Source organism: Bacteroides fluxus YIT 12057 (assembly GCF_000195635.1).
Classification (GTDB): domain Bacteria; phylum Bacteroidota; class Bacteroidia; order Bacteroidales; family Bacteroidaceae; genus Bacteroides; species Bacteroides fluxus.
This window is the reverse complement of sequence record NZ_GL882604.1, coordinates 1-21461: the sequence shown is the minus strand read 5'-3', so window position 1 is coordinate 21461 and position 21461 is coordinate 1. Positions and strand designations below refer to the sequence as shown.

The 21461-nt window shown below is 43.8% G+C and carries 18 protein-coding genes and 1 pseudogene; 16 read left to right on the top strand and 3 right to left on the bottom strand.

Annotated features, from left to right (window positions below):
• Window positions 1–347: 347 nt before the first annotated feature.
• Entirely contained in the window at window positions 348–1145 is a 798-nt protein-coding gene (locus tag HMPREF9446_RS00225; protein WP_039968153.1) for an ABC transporter permease, read from the top strand.
• Window positions 1146–1147: 2 nt separating this feature from the next.
• Here the strand turns inward: HMPREF9446_RS00225 and HMPREF9446_RS00220 are convergent, their stop codons facing one another.
• Entirely contained in the window at window positions 1148–1549 is a 402-nt protein-coding gene (locus HMPREF9446_RS00220) for a DUF4891 domain-containing protein (protein WP_039968157.1), read from the bottom strand.
• Between the two features lie 137 nt (window positions 1550–1686).
• Between HMPREF9446_RS00220 and HMPREF9446_RS00215 the strand changes: the two genes are divergently transcribed.
• The 7 genes from HMPREF9446_RS00215 (at window position 1687) to HMPREF9446_RS00185 (ending at window position 11557) form a co-directional block, all read left to right on the top strand.
• The gene (locus HMPREF9446_RS00215) at window positions 1687–2781 is read left to right on the top strand and encodes a Nif3-like dinuclear metal center hexameric protein (protein ID WP_009123427.1); all 1095 of its coding nucleotides are present in this window, start codon (window positions 1687–1689) and stop codon (window positions 2779–2781) included.
• A gap of 5 nt (window positions 2782–2786) precedes the next feature.
• Complete coding sequence (locus HMPREF9446_RS00210) at window positions 2787–3626, top strand: zinc ribbon domain-containing protein (RefSeq protein WP_009123426.1); 840 nt, start codon at window positions 2787–2789, stop codon at window positions 3624–3626.
• A 142-nt stretch (window positions 3627–3768) separates the two neighbouring features.
• Window positions 3769–4947 (top strand): PCMD domain-containing protein, encoded by a 1179-nt coding sequence (locus tag HMPREF9446_RS00205; RefSeq protein ID WP_009123425.1) that lies wholly within the window; start codon window positions 3769–3771, stop codon window positions 4945–4947.
• A 20-nt stretch (window positions 4948–4967) separates the two neighbouring features.
• A complete protein-coding gene (locus HMPREF9446_RS00200) occupies window positions 4968–5753 on the top strand; it encodes a porin family protein (protein WP_009123424.1) in 786 nt (261 codons plus the stop codon).
• Between the two features lie 73 nt (window positions 5754–5826).
• Window positions 5827–7254, top strand: a complete 1428-nt coding sequence (locus HMPREF9446_RS00195; RefSeq protein ID WP_009123423.1) for an efflux transporter outer membrane subunit — start codon at window positions 5827–5829, stop codon at window positions 7252–7254.
• Window positions 7255–7287: 33 nt separating this feature from the next.
• The gene (locus tag HMPREF9446_RS00190) at window positions 7288–8388 is read left to right on the top strand and encodes an efflux RND transporter periplasmic adaptor subunit (RefSeq protein WP_009123422.1); all 1101 of its coding nucleotides are present in this window, start codon (window positions 7288–7290) and stop codon (window positions 8386–8388) included.
• 40 nt (window positions 8389–8428) lie between these two features.
• Window positions 8429–11557: an efflux RND transporter permease subunit gene (locus tag HMPREF9446_RS00185; protein WP_009123421.1), complete on the top strand. Its 3129-nt coding sequence runs from the start codon at window positions 8429–8431 to the stop codon at window positions 11555–11557.
• Here HMPREF9446_RS00185 and HMPREF9446_RS00180 read toward each other — a convergent pair.
• Window positions 11552–12001 carry a type I restriction enzyme HsdR N-terminal domain-containing protein gene (locus tag HMPREF9446_RS00180; protein WP_009123420.1) on the bottom strand — a complete coding sequence of 150 codons (450 nt, stop codon included), beginning with the start codon at window positions 11999–12001 and terminating at the stop codon, window positions 11552–11554. The two genes, HMPREF9446_RS00185 and HMPREF9446_RS00180, sit on opposite strands and share 6 nt — an antisense overlap.
• A gap of 64 nt (window positions 12002–12065) precedes the next feature.
• On the opposite strand from HMPREF9446_RS00180, the gene HMPREF9446_RS00175 reads away from it, so the two are divergent.
• The 5 genes from HMPREF9446_RS00175 to HMPREF9446_RS00155 all read left to right on the top strand — a co-directional run bounded on the left by HMPREF9446_RS00175 (window position 12066) and on the right by HMPREF9446_RS00155 (window position 17060).
• Entirely contained in the window at window positions 12066–12842 is a 777-nt protein-coding gene (locus tag HMPREF9446_RS00175; RefSeq protein WP_009123419.1) for an AMP nucleosidase, read from the top strand.
• A gap of 60 nt (window positions 12843–12902) precedes the next feature.
• On the top strand, window positions 12903–13922 hold the full coding sequence (gene holA / locus HMPREF9446_RS00170; protein WP_009123418.1) for a DNA polymerase III subunit delta: 1020 nt from the start codon (window positions 12903–12905) through the stop codon (window positions 13920–13922).
• An 874-nt stretch (window positions 13923–14796) separates the two neighbouring features.
• Complete coding sequence (locus tag HMPREF9446_RS00165) at window positions 14797–15258, top strand: helix-turn-helix domain-containing protein (protein ID WP_009123417.1); 462 nt, start codon at window positions 14797–14799, stop codon at window positions 15256–15258.
• 126 nt (window positions 15259–15384) lie between these two features.
• Window positions 15385–16161 (top strand): dihydroorotate dehydrogenase electron transfer subunit, encoded by a 777-nt coding sequence (locus HMPREF9446_RS00160; protein WP_009123416.1) that lies wholly within the window; start codon window positions 15385–15387, stop codon window positions 16159–16161.
• Entirely contained in the window at window positions 16149–17060 is a 912-nt protein-coding gene (locus HMPREF9446_RS00155; RefSeq protein ID WP_009123415.1) for a dihydroorotate dehydrogenase, read from the top strand. Before HMPREF9446_RS00160 ends, HMPREF9446_RS00155 begins: the two co-directional genes overlap by 13 nt.
• 93 nt (window positions 17061–17153) lie before the next feature.
• Here the strand turns inward: HMPREF9446_RS00155 and trmD are convergent, their stop codons facing one another.
• Entirely contained in the window at window positions 17154–17831 is a 678-nt protein-coding gene (gene trmD, locus HMPREF9446_RS00150; protein WP_009123414.1) for a tRNA (guanosine(37)-N1)-methyltransferase TrmD, read from the bottom strand.
• A 152-nt stretch (window positions 17832–17983) separates the two neighbouring features.
• Between trmD and ligA the strand changes: the two genes are divergently transcribed.
• From ligA to HMPREF9446_RS19420, 3 genes and pseudogenes are all read left to right on the top strand, one after another.
• Entirely contained in the window at window positions 17984–19981 is a 1998-nt protein-coding gene (ligA, locus tag HMPREF9446_RS00145) for an NAD-dependent DNA ligase LigA (RefSeq protein WP_009123413.1), read from the top strand.
• 103 nt (window positions 19982–20084) lie between these two features.
• The gene (gene dapA / locus HMPREF9446_RS00140; protein WP_009123412.1) at window positions 20085–20978 is read left to right on the top strand and encodes a 4-hydroxy-tetrahydrodipicolinate synthase; all 894 of its coding nucleotides are present in this window, start codon (window positions 20085–20087) and stop codon (window positions 20976–20978) included.
• 267 nt (window positions 20979–21245) lie between these two features.
• Window positions 21246–21383, top strand: a pseudogene (locus HMPREF9446_RS19420) (ISAon1 family transposase); the annotation flags it as partial.
• Between the last annotated feature and the right edge of the window lie 78 nt (window positions 21384–21461).

The following is a 21461-nucleotide window of genomic DNA, read 5'->3' as shown; positions in this document are numbered from 1 at the left end:
CTTTCTTTTCCTTACTTCCGCGGAGGAAGAAACGACAGAATAAGCAGGCTGTTGCTCATTTAAACAGCCTTGCAGAAAGAGGTAAGTTTGCATCAGGAACGCAATATACATGTTTTGTAGGCATAAAAATACGGACAGGCGGGAAATTCAGGTACATCACAATGCGAACTTCAGGTATTTAAATTAGCAACTACAAATAAACAACAAAGACTTATGCGAAAAAAAACAGTTCAAACATCAACGGAATAACCTTGCTGATGCTTATCTTTGTGTCAAATTACGGAATGGCAGGCAACACTGGGATTGCGGAATGTAATGCCGGTTCGCATGAATAAATATATAAAAGATTGGGAACAATAGACATATCATATTTTAGTTTGGGAATCGGACTCTTATTGTTGCTGATACCGCTGTTTTACATCTGGAAGTTCAAAACCGGACTCCTGCGCGCCACCCTTATCGGTACGGCACGAATGATTGTACAACTTTTCTTTATCGGTATTTACCTGAAATACCTGTTCCTATGGGATAATCCGTGGATAAATTTCCTATGGGTGATAGTCATGATTTTTGTAGCTTCGCAGACAGCATTGGCACGTACCGGGCTGAAAAGGAAAGTACTGCTCATTCCCATCTCCGTGGGGTTTCTATGCAGTGTGGTATGCGTAGGCATGTATTTCATCGGAGTAGTCCTGCAATTGGAAAACGTATTCAGTGCCCGGTATTTCATTCCGATATTCGGCATACTGATGGGAAATATGCTGTCCAGTAATGTGATAGCCCTCAACACATATTACAGTGGACTGAAAAGGGAACAACAATTGTACCGTTACCTGCTTGGCAACGGTGCTACCAGGGCAGAGGCACAAGCCCCTTTCATACGCCAGGCCATTATCAAGGCATTCAGCCCGCTGATAGCCAATATTTCCGTCATGGGACTGGTGGCTTTTCCGGGAACAATGATCGGACAAATCTTGGGGGGAAGCAGCCCGAACGTCGCCATCAAATATCAGATGATGATTATGGTCATCACTTTTACGGCATCCATGCTTTCATTGATGATCACAATTTCTCTGGCCTCCCGCAAATCATTTGACGCATACGGCAAATTATTACCGATTTCCGTGGAGAAAAAAGAACACTGACACTATTTCGGCATTTTTTCCGGCATATACCGAAGCTGTACATACTGTTCGCCCGTCTTTACAAAACCACTGTCCAGCATCATTTTAGAGACACGGAACGTTTTCATCCTATGTTGGATGTATTTTCTGACTTTCCCGTCCTGCGGCTTGACATAGGATAATATCTTGACTTTGCCCGCAGCATCAATATCCACCTTGGTTTTTACACTACGTATGGGAAGGGGGAACTCTTTTTTCAACGGATCCTTGCTCTTGTCTATCCAAAAGATAGCGGTAGCCTTCGGAGTGGTATCCATCCACTCTTCCTCACCTTCGTCACCGGCAGCTTGGGCACGGCCGGACTGCTGGCAGGAAAGCAGGAAAAATGAGAAGAACAAGAAGAATAAGCCAAGTAATGTTTTCATACTATTTCGTTTTATATCGTGTAGGGCAAAGATAAAATAAATATCGGTTACTTCCGAGTTTTTCATAAAAAGAATGAAAAAAATAGATCCATTTCACGGCTTTTTACTATATTTGCACGCAAATTTTCTGTTTTATAATGAAAATTAAAGAGATAGTAAGCGCCCTTGAACGGTTCGCGCCTCTGCCATTGCAAGACGGATTTGATAATGCCGGCCTGCAAATCGGATTGACAGATGCGGAAGCAACAGGGGCTTTGTTGTGTCTTGACGTTACTGAAGCCGTGCTGGATGAAGCGATTGCGTTAGGATTCAACCTTGTCATAGCACACCATCCCCTCATCTTTAAAGGGTATAAATCCATTACGGGTAGAGATTATGTAGAACGTTGTATCTTGAAAGCCATCAAGAACGACCTCGTCATTTATGCCGCCCATACCAATCTGGATAACGCCCCGGGGGGAGTAAACTTCAAAATCGCTGAAAAGATCGGCTTAAAAAACGTACGTGTACTGGAAGCCAAGGAGAACGCATTGGTAAAACTGGTGACCTTCGTACCGTCCGCCCAAGCGGAAGAAGTGCGAAAGGCTTTATTTTCAGCAGGTTGCGGTTGTATCGGCAATTATGACTCTTGCAGCTATAACCAAGAGGGCGAGGGGACATTCCGTGCCCAGGAAGGCACACATCCCTTCTGCGGAAAAACTGGTGAGTTGCACACGGAAAAGGAGGTGCGTATTGAAACTGTACTGCCTGCATACAGGAAAGCCGGGGCAGTCAAGGCATTGGTCTCCGCACATCCTTATGAAGAACCCGCATTCGATATTTATCCTTTGCAGAATACCTGGTCGCAGGCTGGGGCAGGGGTTATCGGTGAACTGGAAGCGCCTGAAACTGAATCGGAATTCTTGAAACGTATCAAGAAAATTTTTGAGGTAGAGTGCCTCAGACATAATAAACTGACCGGACGCGAAATCCAGACAGTAGCCTTATGTGGTGGCGCCGGAGCTTTCCTGATGCCTCTTGCCATAAGGAACCGCGCGGATGTTTTCATTACCGGTGAAATCAAGTACCATGACTATTTCGGGCACGAAAGCGATATTCTATTGGCCGAGATAGGACATTATGAAAGCGAACAATATACAAAAGAGATATTTTATACTATAATCCGGGATTTATTTCCTAATTTTGCGGTCCAATTGACTAAAGTGAATACAAATCCCATAAAATACATGTAAATAAAATGGCTAAAGAAGCAAAAAAAGATCCCCAGGAATTGACTGTAGAGCAAAAGTTAAAGGCTTTGTTCCAGTTGCAGACTATGCTGTCTAAAATTGATGAAATCAAGACTTTAAGAGGTGAGCTTCCGTTGGAAGTACAAGACTTGGAAGACGAAATTGCAGGTTTGAGCACCCGTATAGATAGAATCAAGACAGAAGTTGCCGATTTAAAATCCGCCATCGCAGGAAAGAAAGTGGAAATTGAAACATCAAAGGCTTCCGTAGCAAAATATAAGGATCAACAAGAAAACGTACGCAACAACCGCGAATATGATTTCCTAAGCAAGGAAATTGAATTCCAGACTTTGGAAATCGAATTGTGCGAAAAGCGTATCAGAGAATTTTCCGAACAGGAGGCTGAAAAGTCCAAGGAAGTCGCCGAAAGCACAAGTGCTTTGGAAGAAAGACAAAAAGACCTTGAGGTGAAGAAAAACGAATTGGATGAGATTATCTCTGAAACCAAACAGGAAGAAGAAAAGCTGAGAGACAAAGCAAAAGAGCTTGAAACCAAAATTGAACCGCGTCTGCTCCAGTCCTTCAAGCGTATCCGCAAAAACTCACGCAACGGGTTGGGTATCGTATATGTACAACGCGACGCCTGTGGCGGTTGCTTCAACAAAATTCCGCCCCAGAGACAACTGGATATCCGCTCCCGTAAGAAAATCATTGTTTGCGAATATTGCGGACGTATCATGATTGACCCGGAATTGGCAGGCATAGCTCCCGAACAGAAGGTAGAAGTCGTGAAGGAAAAGCCGGTAAGAGCCAAAAGAAAAATCGTACATATCGGATCGGAAGATTAAAAATAGAACATTTTTATATTTAAATCGGCAATAGTGAAACATCTATTGCCGATTTTTTGTTAAATAAACTCACAAAGCTCTATAATTAAAGAAAAAAGGTGTAGTTTTGCCAATCAGAAACAATAGATTTAAATATAGAAACATGAGACTAAACAAGTTATTCATACTTTATTCGCTTCTGGGAATATTGATAACATCGTGCATACAGGATGAAGCACCAAATGCTGAAGCAGATATAACAGGAATATCTTTTGAAACTGATATTCTGGCGAATTCATATATAGATTTAAATCCTTCTTATGATGAAGTTCTGAACGCTTATCCTATACAGATTAATGTCAAGGAAGGGACAGATGTGACAAATCTGTCACCTATGTTTGAACTCACTCCAGGCGCTACCATCAATCCGGCCAGTGGAAGCAATCAGGATTTTACAACATCAGTGTTCTATACTGTAACTTCAGCAGACAAGAAATGGCAACGTACTTATTCCATCAGTGTCAGAGAGCAGAAGGCAAGTAATATTCCGACAGTATTTCATTTTGAAAATGTAAGGCTCATAAAAGGCATTTCATCAACAAATGACCCTGAAAAAGAACTTTATTATCATGAATTCTATGAAAAACAGAATGAAGAAGAACTGACATGGGCTAGTGGAAACAAAGGATTTAACTGGGCTGCAAGTAATTCCAAAACAGCCGATTATCCAACTGTACAGTACGAGAATGGGAAAGTGGGAAAATGTGTCAAATTAGAAACACGCCTCACCGGCTCGTTGGGTAATATGGTAGGAATGCCTATTGCTGCCGGCAACCTTTTTATCGGTAGTTTCAACATGCAGAATGCCATTACCAGCCCATTAAGCGCCACCCGTTTCGGAACACCTTTCTATAATAAACCCATACGACTAACGGGGTATTATAAGTACAAGGCAGGAGATAGATTTTATGAGAACGGAGAATATACTTCTCGGAAAGATATATACAATATCTATGCTATCTTCTATGATGGTGTTGCCTATGACAATGACGGAAAAGCTATAGATGTTACATTGGATGGAAATCTGCCTAATGAAAATTATCAGCATGAAAGCATGGTAGCCCTTGCTTTGGTATCTAATCCGCATGAAACTAATGATTGGGAATTCTTTGATATACCTTTCGACTACCAACGGTACGGAAAAAAAATAGATGAAACCAAGCTTGCTAACGGTGAGTATAAGATCGGTATCATTTTTGCTTCAAGTAAAGATGGGGCAACTTTTGAAGGTGCACCGAGAAGTACGCTATTAATAGACGAAGTAGAACTGATTTACGAATAAGAACTTTATAAATTCAGAATATGATAAAGAAGATAATAGCATCTATAATATTATTGGCAGGATGCATGCAAATGGCCCTGTACGCCCAAAAAAATCAAAACCAGACATTGATAAATGCAGCTTTGCACGGATGGGAATATGAGATAAGAGCCGGGGTCAGCATTGGCGGTACTTCTCCTTTGCCTTTACCCGTTGAAATACGAAGTATAGACTCATACAATCCTACCTTGGCTTTTATGTTGGAAGGAAATGCCATCAAGTGGTTAGGAACCACCAAGAAATGGGGTGTAATAACCGGGGTAAGACTGGAAACGAAGAATATGATTACCAAAGCAACCGTAAAAAACTATGGTATGGAAATCATTGGAAACGATGGCAATCGCCTAAAGGGAAACTGGACCGGAGGAGTGCAAACAAAAGTACGCAATGCTTATGTTACCATTCCTTTGCTCGGTGCGTATAAAATAAATTCAAGACTACGAGCCAAATTAGGAGTGTATGTATCCTATTTAATGGATAAAGAGTTTTCTGGCTATGTATATGAAGGTTACTTACGTGAAGGAAATCCTACTGGAGAAAAGGTGAACTTCTCCGATGGCGCCATTGCCACTTATGACTTCTCTGACGACCTGCGTAAAATAGCCTGGGGTGCACAAGCCGGAGTAGATTGGCGTGCTTTCAAACATCTGAATGTTTTTGCTGATCTTACCTGGGGCTTGAATGATGTTTTCAAGAAAGATTTTAAAACAATTACCTTTGCTATGTATCCCATCTACTTGAATGTAGGTTTCGGATACGCCTTCTAAGAATCAGTATAAACAAATAAAGGTTTAGGTTGTTATCACTCCCATAAAAAGATAACCACCTAAACCTTTATTTATGAATATAAAATCTTGGAGCACTGCGTTGCTCATAGTATGCCTGTGCCCTGCGGCTATAGCACAGAAAACGGACCGTTATCTTGAGAAGCCGCTTCCGCAGGGCTGGGGGACCGGCCTTTCCCATGCCATTCCAGAAGAAGACAATCTGTTCAGCGGACAAATACCGCCTGTAGATGACCAGTGGTGGAAGGCCTTTAACGACCCGATGCTGGATTCACTCATCACTGTAGCATCTACCCGGAACTATTCCGTACTCTCCGCCATAGACCGCATGGATATGGCCAAAGCCAATCTGCGGATAGAACGCGGGAACTTCTTTCCCGCCGTTTCACTCAATGGCGGCTGGACACGCCAGCAAAGCAGCGGTAATGTCAGCGACTTGCCCCAATCCATCTCCGGAGCGTATAGTGCCTCGCTTAACGCCAGTTGGGAACTTGACGTATTCGGCAGTATCCGCCAGAGAGTAAAGGCCCGACGGGAGAACTTTGCAGCAAGCAAGGAGGAATATACCTCTGTCATGATTTCCCTTTGCGCCCAGTTGGCATCTGCCTATATCAACCTGCGGGAATTGCAACAAGAACTGAGCGTAGTCGCCAACAACTGCAATACCCAGGCAGCAGTGCTCAGTATCACTGAAACGCGTTACAAAACGGGACTGGTGTCCAAACTGGATGTAGCCCAGGCTAAATCCGTATATTATAGTACCAAAGCGTCTATACCGCAACTCGAAGCAGGAATAAACCAATACATCACGGCACTGGCCATCTTGTTGGGCACTTATCCCCAATATGTCCGTCCGGTCCTGGAACGGGCCGGAAAACTTCCCGATTATATGGAGCCCGTCGGCATGGGCATTCCTGCCGACCTGCTGCTTCGCCGTCCCGATATCCGGCAGGCCGGACGGCAAGTCAATGCACAAGCTGCCTTACTTGGCGCCTCCAAAAGCGACTGGTTGCCACAAGTGTTCCTAAAAGGCTCCGTAGGCTATTCCTCGCGTGATATGAAAGATATTGCCAAACGTGGCAGCATGACGTTTGAGATAGCCCCGAGCATCAGCTGGACCCTGTTCAGCGGTACCAAGCTGGTAAGCTCCACCCGCCTGGCACGTGCCCAACTGGACGAGTCCATCCATCAATTCAACCAGACTGTACTGACAGCCGTTCAGGAAACAGACAATGCCATGAATTCTTACCGTAACTCGATACAGCAAATTGTCGCCCTGCGTGAAGTATGCAATCAGGGGGAGGAGACGCTGAAACTCTCTCTTGACCTCTACAAGCAGGGGCTTTCTCCTTTCCAGAATGTACTGGATGCGCTGCGCTCTCTATTGAGCTACGAAAATCAGTTGGTACAGGCCCGGGGAGGTTCGTTGCTGAATCTCATATCCTTATACCGGGCATTGGGCGGAGGATACGGAGGGGAATGAGAACTGAAGAATAAAAACTAAACCGAACCATATATGAAGAATCAAATGTATGTTACCCTGTTCATACTCACGCTTTTAGCGGGGTGCGGGGAAAAGAAAGAAACAGCGAGGACCATGTCTGTTCCCGAAATAAGCGTAGCCCGCCCATCCATACAGGACATCACGCTGACAAAAGAATATCCGGGATACTTGACTTCAGAAAAGACCGTAGATTTAGTAGGCAGAGTCAATGGCACATTACAGACCGTAGCCTATGCACCGGGAAGCCGCGTACACCAGGGGCAAGTATTGTTTGTCATCGAGCCTACTGTATATCAAGATAATGTGTCGCAAGCAGAAGCCGCATTGAAAACGGCCTGTGCCAATCTGGAATATGCACAGAACAACTATGCGCGTATGCTGGAGGCCGTAAAGACGGATGCGGTAAGCCAGATACAAGTATTGCAGTCCAAATCGAATGTAGCCGGTTCGCAAGCTGCGGTGAGCAATGCCGAAGCTGCCTTGAACACGGCACGTACTAACTTGAGTTACTGTACGGTACGTGCCCCGTTTGACGGAACTGTAAGTCGTAACCTTGTCGATGCAGGCGGCTACGTCAGCGGCGGCGTGCAGCCGGTCCCCCTGGCTACCATCTATAAGGATGACCGCTTGTACAGCTATTTCAACGTAGCCGATAACCAGTGGCTTTCCATGCTGATGCAAGGAGGGGACAGCATTCCCCGGAAAGTAACCGTCAGCTTGGGAAAAGACGGCGCACTCAGTTATCCCGCCACTTTGGATTACTTATCGCCCAATGTGGACTTGAATACCGGAACGCTGAACATCCGTGCCCGTCTGGACAATCCCGAAGGATTACTGAAAAGCGGTTTGTACGTCAGCATCACCTTGCCGTACGGAGAACAGAAACAGGCTGTCTTGATACCTGACGCATCCATCGGTACGGACCAGCTTGGAAAATACGTATATATAGTCAATGATTCGGATATCGTACGCTACCGCCACATTGAAACGGGACAACTGGTAGGTGACAGCCTGCGCCAAGTCATACAAGGGCTTTCTCCCCAGGAACGCTACGTCACCAAGGCATTGATGAAAGTAAGGGAGGGGATGAAAGTTTCGCCCATCTTCAAGTGATGCTTACTTTATTTACTAAACAACTAAATATCAACTAACTATGTTCTCTAAATTCTTTATAGACCGTCCCATATTTGCCACCGTACTGGCGTTGCTTATTGTCGTGGCGGGATTGGTCACATTGGGAATCCTGCCTATTGCGCAATATCCGGAAATCACGCCGCCCACCGTACAGGTCAGTGCCGTATATCCCGGAGCAAATGCGCAGACTGTGGCACAAACTGTCGGTATCCCCATCGAACGGCAAGTAAACGGAGTGGACGGCATGCTATACATGTCTTCCAATTCATCCTCATCGGGTGCATACTCGCTGACAATTACATTTGCTGTAGGAACAGACATCGACATGGCTACCGTACAAGTGCAAAACCGTGTCAGTGTGGCACAAAGTTCACTGCCGGCTCCGGTAGTGGTGCAGGGGGTTACAGTACAGAAAAAATCAAGCAACATCGTGATGTTCCTGACTATGAAGTCCGACAACAAAGACTATGACGGACTTTACCTCAGCAACTATGCCAAACTGAATCTTGTGGACCAGCTGACACGTGTGCGCGGTGTGGGGGCCGTCAATGTAATGGGGGCGGGGGACTACTCCATGCGCGTCTGGCTCGACCCTGCCGCCATGCGTATCCGCAACCTCTCACCGGCGGATGTTTACCAGGCTATCCAGACGCAGAATGTGGAAGTCAGTGCCGGAAATGTGGGGCAACCTGTCGGCGCAGGCAACAAGAATTCCTATCAATACAGTCTGACAGTCAAAGGACGCCTTACTTCGCCTGAAGAATTCGGCAATATCATCCTGCGCACCGAAGCAGGAGGGAGAGTGCTCCGCCTGCGTGATGTAGCCCATATCGACTTGGGATCCGCATCCTACAGTGTTGTTTCCCAACTGAATGGAAAACCTACCGCTGCCATTGCCATTTATCAGCAACCGGGCAGTAATTCACTGGATGTATCCAAAGGTGTCAAAGCCAAGATGCAGGAACTCTCGCAGAATTTCCCCGCAGGCATACAGTACAATGTAACACTGGATACCACGGACGTCATCCATGCTTCCATAGACGAAGTGATGGTGACGTTCCTTGAAACGACCCTGCTGGTGGTCCTTGTCATCTTCCTTTTCCTGCAGAACTGGAGGGCGGTCGTCATTCCTTGCATCACCATTCCCGTATCGCTTATCGGTACACTGGCTGTCATGGCGCTGTTCGGCTTTTCCATCAACACTTTGACGTTGTTCGGACTGATACTTGCCGTGGCCATTGTTGTGGATGATGCCATCGTAGTGGTGGAGAATTCCACACGACTGCTCGACACCGGCCGATACACTGCCCGCCAAGCCGTCACGGAAGCGATGGGAGAGATTACCGGACCTATCGTGGGGGTAGTATTGGTACTTCTGGCAGTATTCATACCTACCACTCTGGTCAGCGGAATTTCGGGACAGCTGTACAAGCAGTTCGCATTGACCATTGCCGCCAGTACCATATTAAGCGGCTTCAATTCACTGACATTGACTCCTGCACTCTGCGCCTTGATGCTTCAACCCACCAAGCCTTCCAAGTTCCTCCTGTATAAAGGATTCAACCACTTGTATGACAAGACACAGGGAGTATATGACAAAATGGTAAGTTACCTTCTCAAACGCCCCTCTGCCGCAATCATATCTTACGCAGTCTTTACACTGATTGCTGTCCTGCTGTTTGCGAAATGGCCGTCCACCTTCATTCCCGAAGAAGATGACGGATATTTTCTTGCAGTGGCACAGCTGCCTCCCGCATCCAGCCTGGAACGCACGCAAGATGTAGGAAAGCAGATCAATGCCATTCTTGACGGTTATCCCGAAGTAAAAGACTACATCGGCATATCCGGATTTTCTATCATGGGAGGCGGAGAGCAAAGCAATGCCGCCACGTACTTCATCGTCTTGAAGAACTGGGATGAGCGTAAAGGCAAGAAACATACGGCGGCATCCGTTGTACAACGATTCAATATGGAAGCATACAGCATTCAGGAGGCTGAAATATTCGCCATGGTTCCGCCTGCCATCCCCGGTCTGGGAGCTACCGGAGGACTGCAACTGCAATTGGAGGACCGTCACAACCTGGGGGCTACTGAAATGCAGCAGGCCGTCGGGACACTGATGGAGAATTACCGCAACTATCCGGCCCTGGCATCCGTCAGCAGCCAATACCAAGCCAATGTACCGCAATATTTCCTGAACATAGACCGGGATAAAGTACAGCTGATGGGTATCCCGCTAAACAGTGTATTTACAACCTTGGGGTATTACATGGGAGAAGCATACGTTAACGATTACGTACAATTCGGTCATATCTACCAAGTAAAATTAGGAGCAGGTGATAATGCCCAGCGGGTCATAGATGATGTGCTGAAGCTGAGTGTGCCGAATGCTTCGGGGGAGATGGTTCCTTTTTCTTCCTTCACCCATGTGGACGAGCAATTGGGTATGGACCAGATTAACCGGTATAACATGTATTCCACGGCAGCCATCACCTGCAACGTGGCGCCAGGCAGCAGTTCCGGCGAAGCTATCAAACAGATGGAAAGCCTGATAAAAGCTCAACTTGGGAATGAATTCGGCTATGAATGGACATCCGTAGCCTATCAAGAAACGCAGGCAGGTACTACCACGACTATAGTATTCGTCATGGCATTGCTCGTTGCCTTCCTGGTACTTGCAGCCCAATACGAAAGCTGGACTAGCCCGGTTGCAGCGGTTATGGGGCTTCCGGTAGCTCTGCTCGGTGCCATGCTGGGGTGTTATGCCATGGGAACACCTGTCAGCATTTATACTCAAATCGGTATTATTCTGCTCGTAGCCCTTTCTGCCAAGAATGGTATCTTGATTGTAGAGTTTGCACGCGATTTCCGTGCGCAGGGCAACTCCATCCGTGACGCTGCATTCCAGGCAGGCCATATTCGTTTACGTCCGATTCTAATGACATCGTTGGCTTTTGTGCTCGGTGTAATGCCGTTGTTGTTTGCCACAGGGGCAGGAGCGGGAAGCCGTATTGCACTGGGAGCCGCCGTAGTATTCGGTATGGCGCTGAATACCTTGCTCGCCACGGTCTATATCCCGAATTTCTACGAATTGATGCAGAAGTTGCAGGAGAAGTTCAGCAGTAAGAAGGGCAGTTCTCTCCTATAGGCTCCGGTATTCGGGTATGTCATGCAGAAAAGCGTATGTATTGCGTTCGTAATCCATTCGGCAGCAATAATGCTGTAACCCGTTGCTGACGATGAGATAATCCACTCTCAACACCATATTGTAACGGGTTATCTGGTCGAAAACTTTCTGTGTGATTTCAATTTCGGGAGCTTTGTATTCCACTATCATACGGGCAGTGAGGTCACGGCGGTAGAGTACCGTATCACAACGTTTCCTGGTATTGTTCAGTTGCACCTGCACTTCGTTTGCCATCAATGCTTGTGGATATCCCTTATGGGCGATAAGAAAGTGAACAAAGTGTTGCCGCACCCATTCTTCCGGAGTCAGTGCGACATATCGACGACGTATTACATCGAAAATAACATTTTTTCCATTCCTTGCGGCAATTTTAGCATCGAATGCTGGTAGGTTTAATGATAACATTTACTACATTTGTAAGTTAAATAATGGTTCCCGCCTTTTGGGAACACAAATTTAATGAAATCTTATGAAAACAAAAGAAGAAATCGTAGCTAATTGGCTGCCCCGTTACACAAAACGTAACCTGGAAGATTTTGGAGAGTATATCCTGTTGACCAACTTCAACAAGTACGTAGAGATTTTCGCAGAAAAGTTCAATGTTCCCATCCTCGGCAAAGACGCCAATATGATATCTGCCAGCGCAGAAGGAATGACAATTATCAATTTCGGTATGGGAAGCCCCAATGCTGCCATTATCATGGACTTGCTCAGCGCCATTAATCCCAAAGCATGCCTGTTTTTGGGCAAGTGCGGCGGCATAGACAAGAAAAATAGAATAGGGGATCTTATCCTTCCTATTGCCGCCATCCGCGGCGAAGGTACTTCCAATGACTATTTCCCGCCCGAAGTGCCCTCACTTCCTGCTTTTATGCTGCAACGTGCGGTTTCTTCCGCCATCCGTGATTATGCCCGCGATTACTGGACTGGTACGGTATATACCACCAACCGCCGGATTTGGGAACATGATGAAACCTTCAAGGAATATCTCAAGAAAACCCGTGCCATGGCCGTCGATATGGAAACCGCTACCTTATTCAGCTGCGGTTTTGCCAATCATATCCCGACCGGAGCCTTGCTGCTGGTTTCCGACCAGCCCATGATTCCTGAAGGCGTAAAAACCGATAAAAGTGACAATATAGTTACCCAAAACTATGTAAATGAGCATGTTGAAATCGGAATTGCCTCCCTGCGTATGATTATTGATGAGAAAAAGACTGTAAAACACTTGAAGTTTGACTGGTGATACGCTGTTTTTGCAACAGCAGGACAGACACATTCATCAACAAACACCTAATTTTTCTATATGGCAAAACAAGAAATAACATGTGACGACATACTTAAAGAATTGAGAGCCAAACAATACCGTCCGGTCTATTATCTGATGGGCGAGGAAGCGTATTATATTGACCTCATTGCAGACTATATCGCTGACAATGTCCTCACCGATACTGAGAAGGAATTTAACTTGAGCATAGTGTATGGGGCGGATGTAGATATAGCTACCGTCATCAATGCAGCCAAACGCTATCCGATGATGTCCGAGCATCAGGTTGTTGTCGTCAAGGAAGCACAGTCCATCCGTAACATGGATGAATTGTCTTACTATCTGCAAAGACCTCTGAATTCGACCATTCTGGTAATATGCCATAAACATGGCGTACTGGATAGAAGAAAGAAATTGGCTGCCGAAATAGAGAAAGTTGGCGTCTTGTTCGAATCTAAAAAAATAAAGGATGCCCAGTTGCCTGCATTCATCACCTCGTACATGAAACGCAAAGGTGTGGATCTTGAACCTAAAGCTACTTCCATGCTTGCGGATTTTGTAGGAACTGACCTCAGCAGACTGACCGGAGAGCTGGAAAAACTGATCATAACACTTCCAAAAGGTCAGACACGTATCACTCCGGAGCAGATAGAGCGGAATATCGGCATCAGTAAAGATTACAATAACTTTGAACTTCGTGGAGCCATAGTGGAAAAGGATGTTTTAAAGGCCAATAAAATAATAAAATATTTTGAAGAAAATCCCAAAACGAATCCTATTCAGATGACTTTATCTTTACTTTTTGGTTTCTTCTCCAATCTAATGTTGGCATATTATGCACCAGAAAAATCTGAGCAGGGTATTGCCAATTTCTTGGGCCTAAAAAGCCCGTGGCAGTCTCGCGAATACCTAAGCGCCATGCGCCGCTATAGCGGCGTAAAAACGATGCAAATAATCGGAGAAATCAGATATGCAGATGCCAAGTCTAAAGGGGTAGGAAACTCATCCTTAAACGATGGAGACATACTTAGGGAACTTGTCTTTAAAATCTTGCATTAGCTCTTTATAAGCCAAATCCTATTCAAATGGAAAAAACATAAAATGGATACTTTCGTATCATTTTGTCATGATTAGGGGGATTTTATCCCCCTTTTTCTATTTCAGCTGATATACTTAACCTTTAAAATAGGTGTAACCTATTATAATACAGATAAATATATCGATTTTAACCCTCTTAGAATCGCTTATTTTCATTCATCCGACCCTTCATACGGAAATAAAGCAAGGATTTTAGAATTCCTTAGGTGAAACAAGAAAAAGGAATTCATGACCTTCATTCATGTTGCAGATTTTCTTTCCTATAGAAGACTTTTATGTCATGGTAAAACATGGCAGGTATAATATAGTTGCATTAATCAACTATCAATATTTACTAAAGTAAATATTGAATATTACAATATTAATCGCATAACAAATATACTTTCCTAAAGTAATAATGCAAGATTGTATACAATTGTAAATACGTCTATTTCCAATAATAATTTGCCATTTTACAAAAGTATATGTAGCAGGCTTAACACGGGCAGATTATAACAATAATTCAATCTATATCAGATATATATATGATTTTGTTTGATTAATGTTTAAAATATAGGTCGACAACAGGCAAAACAAATGTAATATTTCATAAAAAACGGAAAATGTATAATGGCGTATCTGTTGATAATCAGTTAATTATTGAATTTTATTAAAGTTGGTATATCGATTGTAAAATAGGAAATTTTGCAATATGACATTTGTATATGTAACACATGTAATACTATGTATACTTTTGTAATATTTCATGTTTTACATTTATAATTTGCGATTGTGATTTTGTTTTTTTACTTTTGTAATCAAATGTAAAATAAGTACAATTGTAATAACACTTGCTATGAGTATAAAAGACAGATTCAAAATGGTTATGGATCGGGAAAAATTGACTGCCGGTGCTTTTGCCGAAAGCATTGGAGTGGCTCAAGCTACGATTTCCCATATCTTAGGTCCTCGCAACAAATATCCAAGTACCGAAGTAATCCTCCGATTGCATCAACGGTACGATGATATAAACCTTGAATGGCTACTCACCGGAAAAGGCAATATGAGCAACGATTCCGATTCAACCGAAAACGGAGGATTTGACTACCCTCTATTCGCCGAGAATCCCGAAAATTTGTCCGAAGGGACGGGAGAAACTGAAAATCGCAAGGAAATTGCGTTAGAAACGCCCCAAAAACAGGTTAAAGAAATTGTAAAACAAGAGATTATCTACAAAGAAAGACCTCCTAGAAAAATAACTGAAATAAGAATCTTTTTTGATGATAACACCTACGAAACATTCAAACCCGAAAATTGAGAAATTGATGTCATACTTTGGAAGGTGGCGGCATCCCAACAAAACTTTTCAAGCAAGCTTGGAGTTTTGTATCCGGTTTGCACTATCTTTGTAGCCGAAAGATAAACATCCCTCTTTATAAACAATATGAAAAAATACATTTTAGACCTGACAGTGACCGAGAATGTCCGCTTGCATACAAACTATGTATTGCTGAAACTGACTTCTCCGTCTCCACTTCCGGAAATGTTGCCGGGACAATTTGCAGAACTCCGCGTGGATGGTTCTCCAACTACTTTCTTGCGTCGCCCTATTTCCATTAATTACATTGACAGGCAACGGAATGAGGTATGGTTCCTCATCCAGCTCGTAGGCGACGGAACAAAGCGTTTAGGAGAAGCGAATAAAGGCGACATTATCAATGTGGTACTTCCATTGGGAAACAGTTTCACAATGCCTGAAAATCCCTCAGACAAGCTTTTATTGGTAGGCGGAGGCGTAGGTACTGCCCCAATGCTATATCTAGGTGAGCAATTGGCGAAAAGGGGCAGCAAACCGATTTTCTTGCTCGGAGCAAGAAGCGACAAGGATTTACTGCAATTGGAGCAATTTGCAGCTTATGGCGAAGTATATACTACAACAGAAGATGGCAGCCACGGAGAGAAAGGCTACGTAACCCAGCACTCCATATTAGATAAGGTAAATTTCGAACATATATATACATGTGGTCCGAAACCCATGATGATGGCTGTAGCCAAATATGCCAAAAGTAAAGGAATAAATTGCGAAGTGTCTTTGGAAAACATGATGGCATGTGGTATAGGTGCATGCTTATGCTGTGTGGAAAATACGACAGAAGGTCATTTATGTGTATGTAAAGAAGGTCCGGTTTTTAATATAAACAAACTATTATGGCAGATTTAAGTGTAAAGATTGGTGAATTACAAATGAAGAATCCGGTCATGACGGCATCCGGAACATTTGGATATGGTGAAGAATTTGCCGATTTCATAGACATATCGCGAATAGGCGGTATAATTGTAAAGGGAACTACTCTTCACAAACGTGAAGGCAACCCGTATCCGCGTATGGCAGAGACTCCATCAGGTATGTTAAACGCTGTGGGACTGCAAAATAAAGGTGTACATTACTTTGTTGAACATATCTATCCCCGCATCAAAGACGTCCAAACCAATATGATTGTAAATGTATCGGGATCTGCCATTGAAGATTATGCGGAAACTGCTGCAATCATTAATGAACTTGACAAAATTCCTGCCATAGAGTTGAACATATCCTGCCCCAATGTCAAGCAAGGTGGAATGGCATTCGGCGTCACAGCCAAAGGAGCCGAAGAGGTGGTTAAAGCCGTGCGCTCAGTTTACAAAAAGACACTTATCGTAAAGTTATCACCCAACGTGACCGACATTACCGAAATAGCCCGGGCAGCAGAAAATGGTGGTGCAGACAGCGTGTCCCTAATCAACACCCTGCTTGGAATGGCCATAGACGCAGAACGCAGACGCCCGATTCTTTCTACGGTTACAGGAGGAATGTCGGGTGCAGCCGTGAAGCCCATTGCATTGCGCATGGTATGGCAAGTAGCTAAAGCGGTAAAAATACCCGTCATAGGGTTAGGAGGTATCATGGATTGGAAAGATGCAGTAGAATTCATGCTCGCCGGAGCCTCGGCCATCCAGATAGGCACTGCAAATTTCATTGATCCTACAGTTACCGTAAAGGTGACAGAAGGTATCAATGACTATCTTGACAGACATGGATACAGGTCTGTAACAGACATAATCGGTGCACTGGAGTTATAACTAAAAACAAAAGATTGCCATTCGCAATCTGATTTCATAAAAAAGGACATTCTATTATGAATGTCCTTTTTCTTTTTATTTACATTGATAATTTTATTCTTCCAGCAAATCCGGACGCAACTTACGGGTTCTTTCCAATGACTGCTGCAACTCCCATTCCTTTATCTTGGCCTCATGGCCGGATAGTAAAATATCCGGAACCTTCCATCCTTTGTAATCTGCCGGCCTAGTATAGACCGGAGCCGCCAATAAATTATCCTGGAAAGAATCGGAAAGAGCGGATTGCTCATCTGATATAACCCCCGGTATGATGCGCACAATGGCATCCGCCATAACGGCTGCAGCCAGTTCACCGCCTGTAAGCACATAATCGCCAATACTGATTTCCTTCGTGATGAGGTGTTCGCGGATACGGTAATCAATCCCCTTGAAATGCCCGCAGAGAATAATAAGATTTTGTGCAAGGGACAATGTATTGGCCATCGGTTGGCTGAACTGTTCACCATCAGGGGTAGTGAAAATCACTTCATCATAATCCCGTTGTGCCTTCAGAGCATTGATACAACGCTCAATCGGTTCTATTTTCATGACCATTCCGGCAAATCCACCAAAGGGATAATCATCCACACGGCGATACTTGTCCTCCGTGTAATCTCGGAGATTGTGAATATATATTTCTGCAAGCCCTTTATTTTGAGCACGTTTCATAATGGAACAATTGAAAAAGCCTTCAATCATTTCCGGTAAAACTGTGATGATATCAATACGCATAAAACTTTAATTTTCCGCAAAAGTAGTGCAAGTTGAGAGTAAAAGCAAAAGATTATTTTGTTTTTACCAAAACCTAACCTATTTTCGTGCAACAAAAGCACAAATATTCGGGGATAAACCTGTATTTTTGCGCCCAAACAATCCGAAACGTTATGACTGCTAAAGAAAAGATAGACCGGCTCCGTGCCGAACTCCATCAGCACAACTACAATTATTATGTGCTGAATGCTCCCGAAATATCCGACAAAGAATTTGATGACAAGATGCATGAGCTCCAGAATTTGGAGAAGGAACATCCTGAATATCAAGATGAAAATTCACCGACAATGCGTGTAGGCAGTGACCTGAACAAAAACTTCACGCAAGTGGCGCATAAATATCCTATGCTTTCATTGGGAAACACTTATTCTGAAAATGAGGTGACAGATTTTTATGACCGGGTAAAGAAAACCTTGAATGAGGACTTTGAGATCTGTTGTGAACTGAAATATGACGGGACTTCCATCTCTTTGACTTACGAAGACGGTAAACTGATACGCGCCGTCACCCGGGGAGATGGTGAAAAAGGAGATGACGTTACAGACAATGTAAAGACGATCCGGACAATACCGCTTGTACTCCATGGAAATTATCCCCGGTCATTTGAAATCAGAGGCGAAATATTAATGCCGTGGGAGTCTTTTGAAATGCTGAACCGGGAAAGAGAAGCCCGTGAAGAACCCTTGTTTGCCAATCCCCGCAATGCAGCTTCCGGTACATTGAAATCCCAGAATTCGGCAGTTGTCGCCTCACGTAAGCTGGATGCCTACCTGTATTATCTGTTGGGGGAAGAATTGCCTTGTGACGGTCACTATGAAAACTTACAAATGGCAGGCAGCTGGGGATTCAAGATATCAGAGCACACAAAAAAGGCAAGTAGCCTGGAAGAGGTCTTTGAGTATATAAATTATTGGGATACCGAACGCAAGAACCTACCAGTAGCAACAGATGGCATCGTTTTGAAAGTCAACAGTTTGAGACAACAGAAAAACCTCGGTTTCACCGCAAAATCTCCCCGTTGGGCCATTGCCTATAAATTTCAGGCAGAACGGGCGTTAACTCGCTTAAATAAGGTTAGTTATCAGGTGGGACGTACCGGTGCCGTTACCCCGGTTGCCAATCTGGATCCGGTGCAACTGTCAGGTACGGTCGTAAAAAGAGCCTCTTTGCATAATGCGGATATCATTGAAGGGCTTGATCTGCATATCGGAGATATGGTTTATGTAGAGAAAGGTGGGGAAATCATTCCGAAAATCACCGGCGTTGACAAAAATGCACGAGGTATGTTGCTGGGAGAAAAAGTGAGATTCATCACCCATTGTCCCGAATGCGGCAACAGACTCATACGCTACGAAGGAGAAGCGGCACATTATTGCCCTAATGAAACAGCTTGTCCTCCCCAAATAAAAGGCAGAATAGAGCATTTCATCAGCCGTAAAGCCATGAATATAGACGGGCTGGGACCCGAAACGGTAGATATGTTTTATCGATTAGGCTTAATAAAGGATACTGCGGACTTATACGATCTCAAGGCAGATGATATCAAGAATCTGGATCGCATGGGGGAAAAATCCGCAGAGAATATTATAAATGGAATCGCGGCAAGTAAAGAGGTTCCTTTTGAACGGGTTCTCTTTGCATTAGGCATTCGTTTTGTGGGAGAAACCGTAGCCAAGAAAATAGCCAAGTCGTTCACAGACATTGAAGAGTTGATTAATACAGATCTTGAAAATCTGAAAAACATCGATGAAATCGGTGAAAAAATAGCGCAAAGCATTATAACTTATTTCTCCAACCCATTCAACCGGGAATTGGTGGGACGATTGAAAGCAGCCGGGTTGCAACTTTTTCGGAAAGAAGAGGATTTAAGCGGATACACCGACAAATTGACAGGGCAGTCCATCGTAATCAGTGGCGTATTCACCCATCATTCCCGTGACGAATACAAAGAACTCATTGAAAAGAATGGAGGCAAGAATGTTGGCAGTATTTCTGCCAAGACCAGTTTCATACTGGCAGGTGAGAATATGGGACCTGCCAAATTGGAAAAAGCCCAAAAACTGGGAGTGAAAATTATGAGCGAAGATGAGTTTTTGACCTTGATATCATAACAAATTTCTACAAAAAGCTTTTTTATAGCTTATATTTGTAGGGTAAATCGAAAAAAATCGTACTTTTGCGAGTCATTTAATTAGAGATTACTGAATAATACTCATGATACAGACAAGATTGAAAGGAATGGGGGTAGCGCTGATTACTCCGTTTAAAGAGGATGAAAGCGTTGATTACGATGCATTGATGCGTTTGGTGGACTATTTGCTGCAAAATAATGCCGACTTTTTATGCGTATTGGGTACTACTGCAGAAACTCCGACCCTGACGGAAGAAGAAAAGCAGAAAATAAAAAGAATGGTCATTGAGCGCGTGAATGGAAAAATACCTATCCTACTCGGTGTAGGAGGAAACAACACACGCGCCATAGTAGAAACGCTGAAAAATGATGATTTCACCGGAGTGGATGCTATCCTTTCCGTTGTTCCATATTATAATAAACCTTCACAAGAAGGTATATACCAACACTATAAGGCTATTGCCGAAGCTACTGAACTACCGATTGTACTTTATAATGTTCCGGGGCGTACCGGAGTTAACATGAAAGCTGAAACCACTCTGCGCATAGCACGTGATTTCAAGAATGTAATAGCCATTAAGGAAGCTTCCGGCGATATCACCCAAATGGATGATATCATAAAAAACAAACCGTCTAATTTTGACGTTATTTCGGGAGATGACGGCATCACCTTCCCTTTGATTACCTTAGGGGCCGTTGGTATCATATCGGTCATCGGAAATGCATTTCCACGCGAATTCAGCCGCATGGTACGCCTGGCTTTACAAGGTGACTATGCCAATGCATTGACCATCCACCATAAATTTGCCGAATTGTTCAAGCTTCTGTTCGTTGACGGCAATCCTGCCGGCGTTAAGGCTATGCTGAATGTAATGGGAATGATTGAGAACAAACTTCGTCTCCCATTGGTGCCCACCAGAATCACAACCTTCGAAGCAATGCGTAAGATATTGGATGAACTGAATATCAAGTGCTAAAATATTTTCTTGAAAGAAGCAAAAGTCCTGTTTGAAAAAGCAGGGCTTTTTTATTAGACTTCAGCGTATCAGATATCCAATCTTTATTCTAATGCTGAGAATATGTATTCAAAGCTTGTGAATATATGTTCAAAGCCTGTGAATATGTATTCGCAACCTTTGAACAGAGATTTGTCTTAACTCCTACAAGTTTTCATAGCTAATCCTCTACACTTTTCCCTTAGTACTTTACTACTTTTTACATTGATTCCTTTTTCGGATTGACCCAACTATTTCGTAAACAGGGAAACGAATGTATTTGCAGAATCATTCAATGCTAAAATTAAAGCGTTCAGAGCACAAGTTTAGAGGAGTCGTCAGAGAAAGGCATTCTTTTTATACAGGCTAACTAAGTTATATGCATAAAATGAAAAGCCCTCAGGTTTTTACGGCTCAAGAAAAAGAATGAAGTTACCGATCGCTTTCACGTACAGAAGTTAGCTT

Excerpts from the sequence above, each read along its gene's own strand:
- HMPREF9446_RS00220 (WP_039968157.1), bottom strand. The coding sequence starts at position 1,549 with ATGAAAACATTACTTGGCTTATTCTTCTTGTTCTTCTCATTTTTCCTG.
- HMPREF9446_RS00215 (WP_009123427.1), top strand. The coding sequence starts at position 1,687 with ATGAAAATTAAAGAGATAGTAAGCGCCCTTGAACGGTTCGCGCCTCTG.
- HMPREF9446_RS00210 (WP_009123426.1), top strand. The coding sequence starts at position 2,787 with ATGGCTAAAGAAGCAAAAAAAGATCCCCAGGAATTGACTGTAGAGCAA.
- HMPREF9446_RS00205 (WP_009123425.1), top strand. The coding sequence starts at position 3,769 with ATGAGACTAAACAAGTTATTCATACTTTATTCGCTTCTGGGAATATTG.
- HMPREF9446_RS00200 (WP_009123424.1), top strand. The coding sequence starts at position 4,968 with ATGATAAAGAAGATAATAGCATCTATAATATTATTGGCAGGATGCATG.
- HMPREF9446_RS00195 (WP_009123423.1), top strand. The coding sequence starts at position 5,827 with ATGAATATAAAATCTTGGAGCACTGCGTTGCTCATAGTATGCCTGTGC.
- HMPREF9446_RS00190 (WP_009123422.1), top strand. The coding sequence starts at position 7,288 with ATGAAGAATCAAATGTATGTTACCCTGTTCATACTCACGCTTTTAGCG.
- HMPREF9446_RS00185 (WP_009123421.1), top strand. The coding sequence starts at position 8,429 with ATGTTCTCTAAATTCTTTATAGACCGTCCCATATTTGCCACCGTACTG.
- HMPREF9446_RS00180 (WP_009123420.1), bottom strand. The coding sequence starts at position 12,001 with ATGTTATCATTAAACCTACCAGCATTCGATGCTAAAATTGCCGCAAGG.
- HMPREF9446_RS00175 (WP_009123419.1), top strand. The coding sequence starts at position 12,066 with ATGAAAACAAAAGAAGAAATCGTAGCTAATTGGCTGCCCCGTTACACA.
- holA (WP_009123418.1), top strand. The coding sequence starts at position 12,903 with ATGGCAAAACAAGAAATAACATGTGACGACATACTTAAAGAATTGAGA.
- HMPREF9446_RS00165 (WP_009123417.1), top strand. The coding sequence starts at position 14,797 with ATGAGTATAAAAGACAGATTCAAAATGGTTATGGATCGGGAAAAATTG.
- HMPREF9446_RS00160 (WP_009123416.1), top strand. The coding sequence starts at position 15,385 with ATGAAAAAATACATTTTAGACCTGACAGTGACCGAGAATGTCCGCTTG.
- HMPREF9446_RS00155 (WP_009123415.1), top strand. The coding sequence starts at position 16,149 with ATGGCAGATTTAAGTGTAAAGATTGGTGAATTACAAATGAAGAATCCG.
- trmD (WP_009123414.1), bottom strand. The coding sequence starts at position 17,831 with ATGCGTATTGATATCATCACAGTTTTACCGGAAATGATTGAAGGCTTT.
- ligA (WP_009123413.1), top strand. The coding sequence starts at position 17,984 with ATGACTGCTAAAGAAAAGATAGACCGGCTCCGTGCCGAACTCCATCAG.
- dapA (WP_009123412.1), top strand. The coding sequence starts at position 20,085 with ATGATACAGACAAGATTGAAAGGAATGGGGGTAGCGCTGATTACTCCG.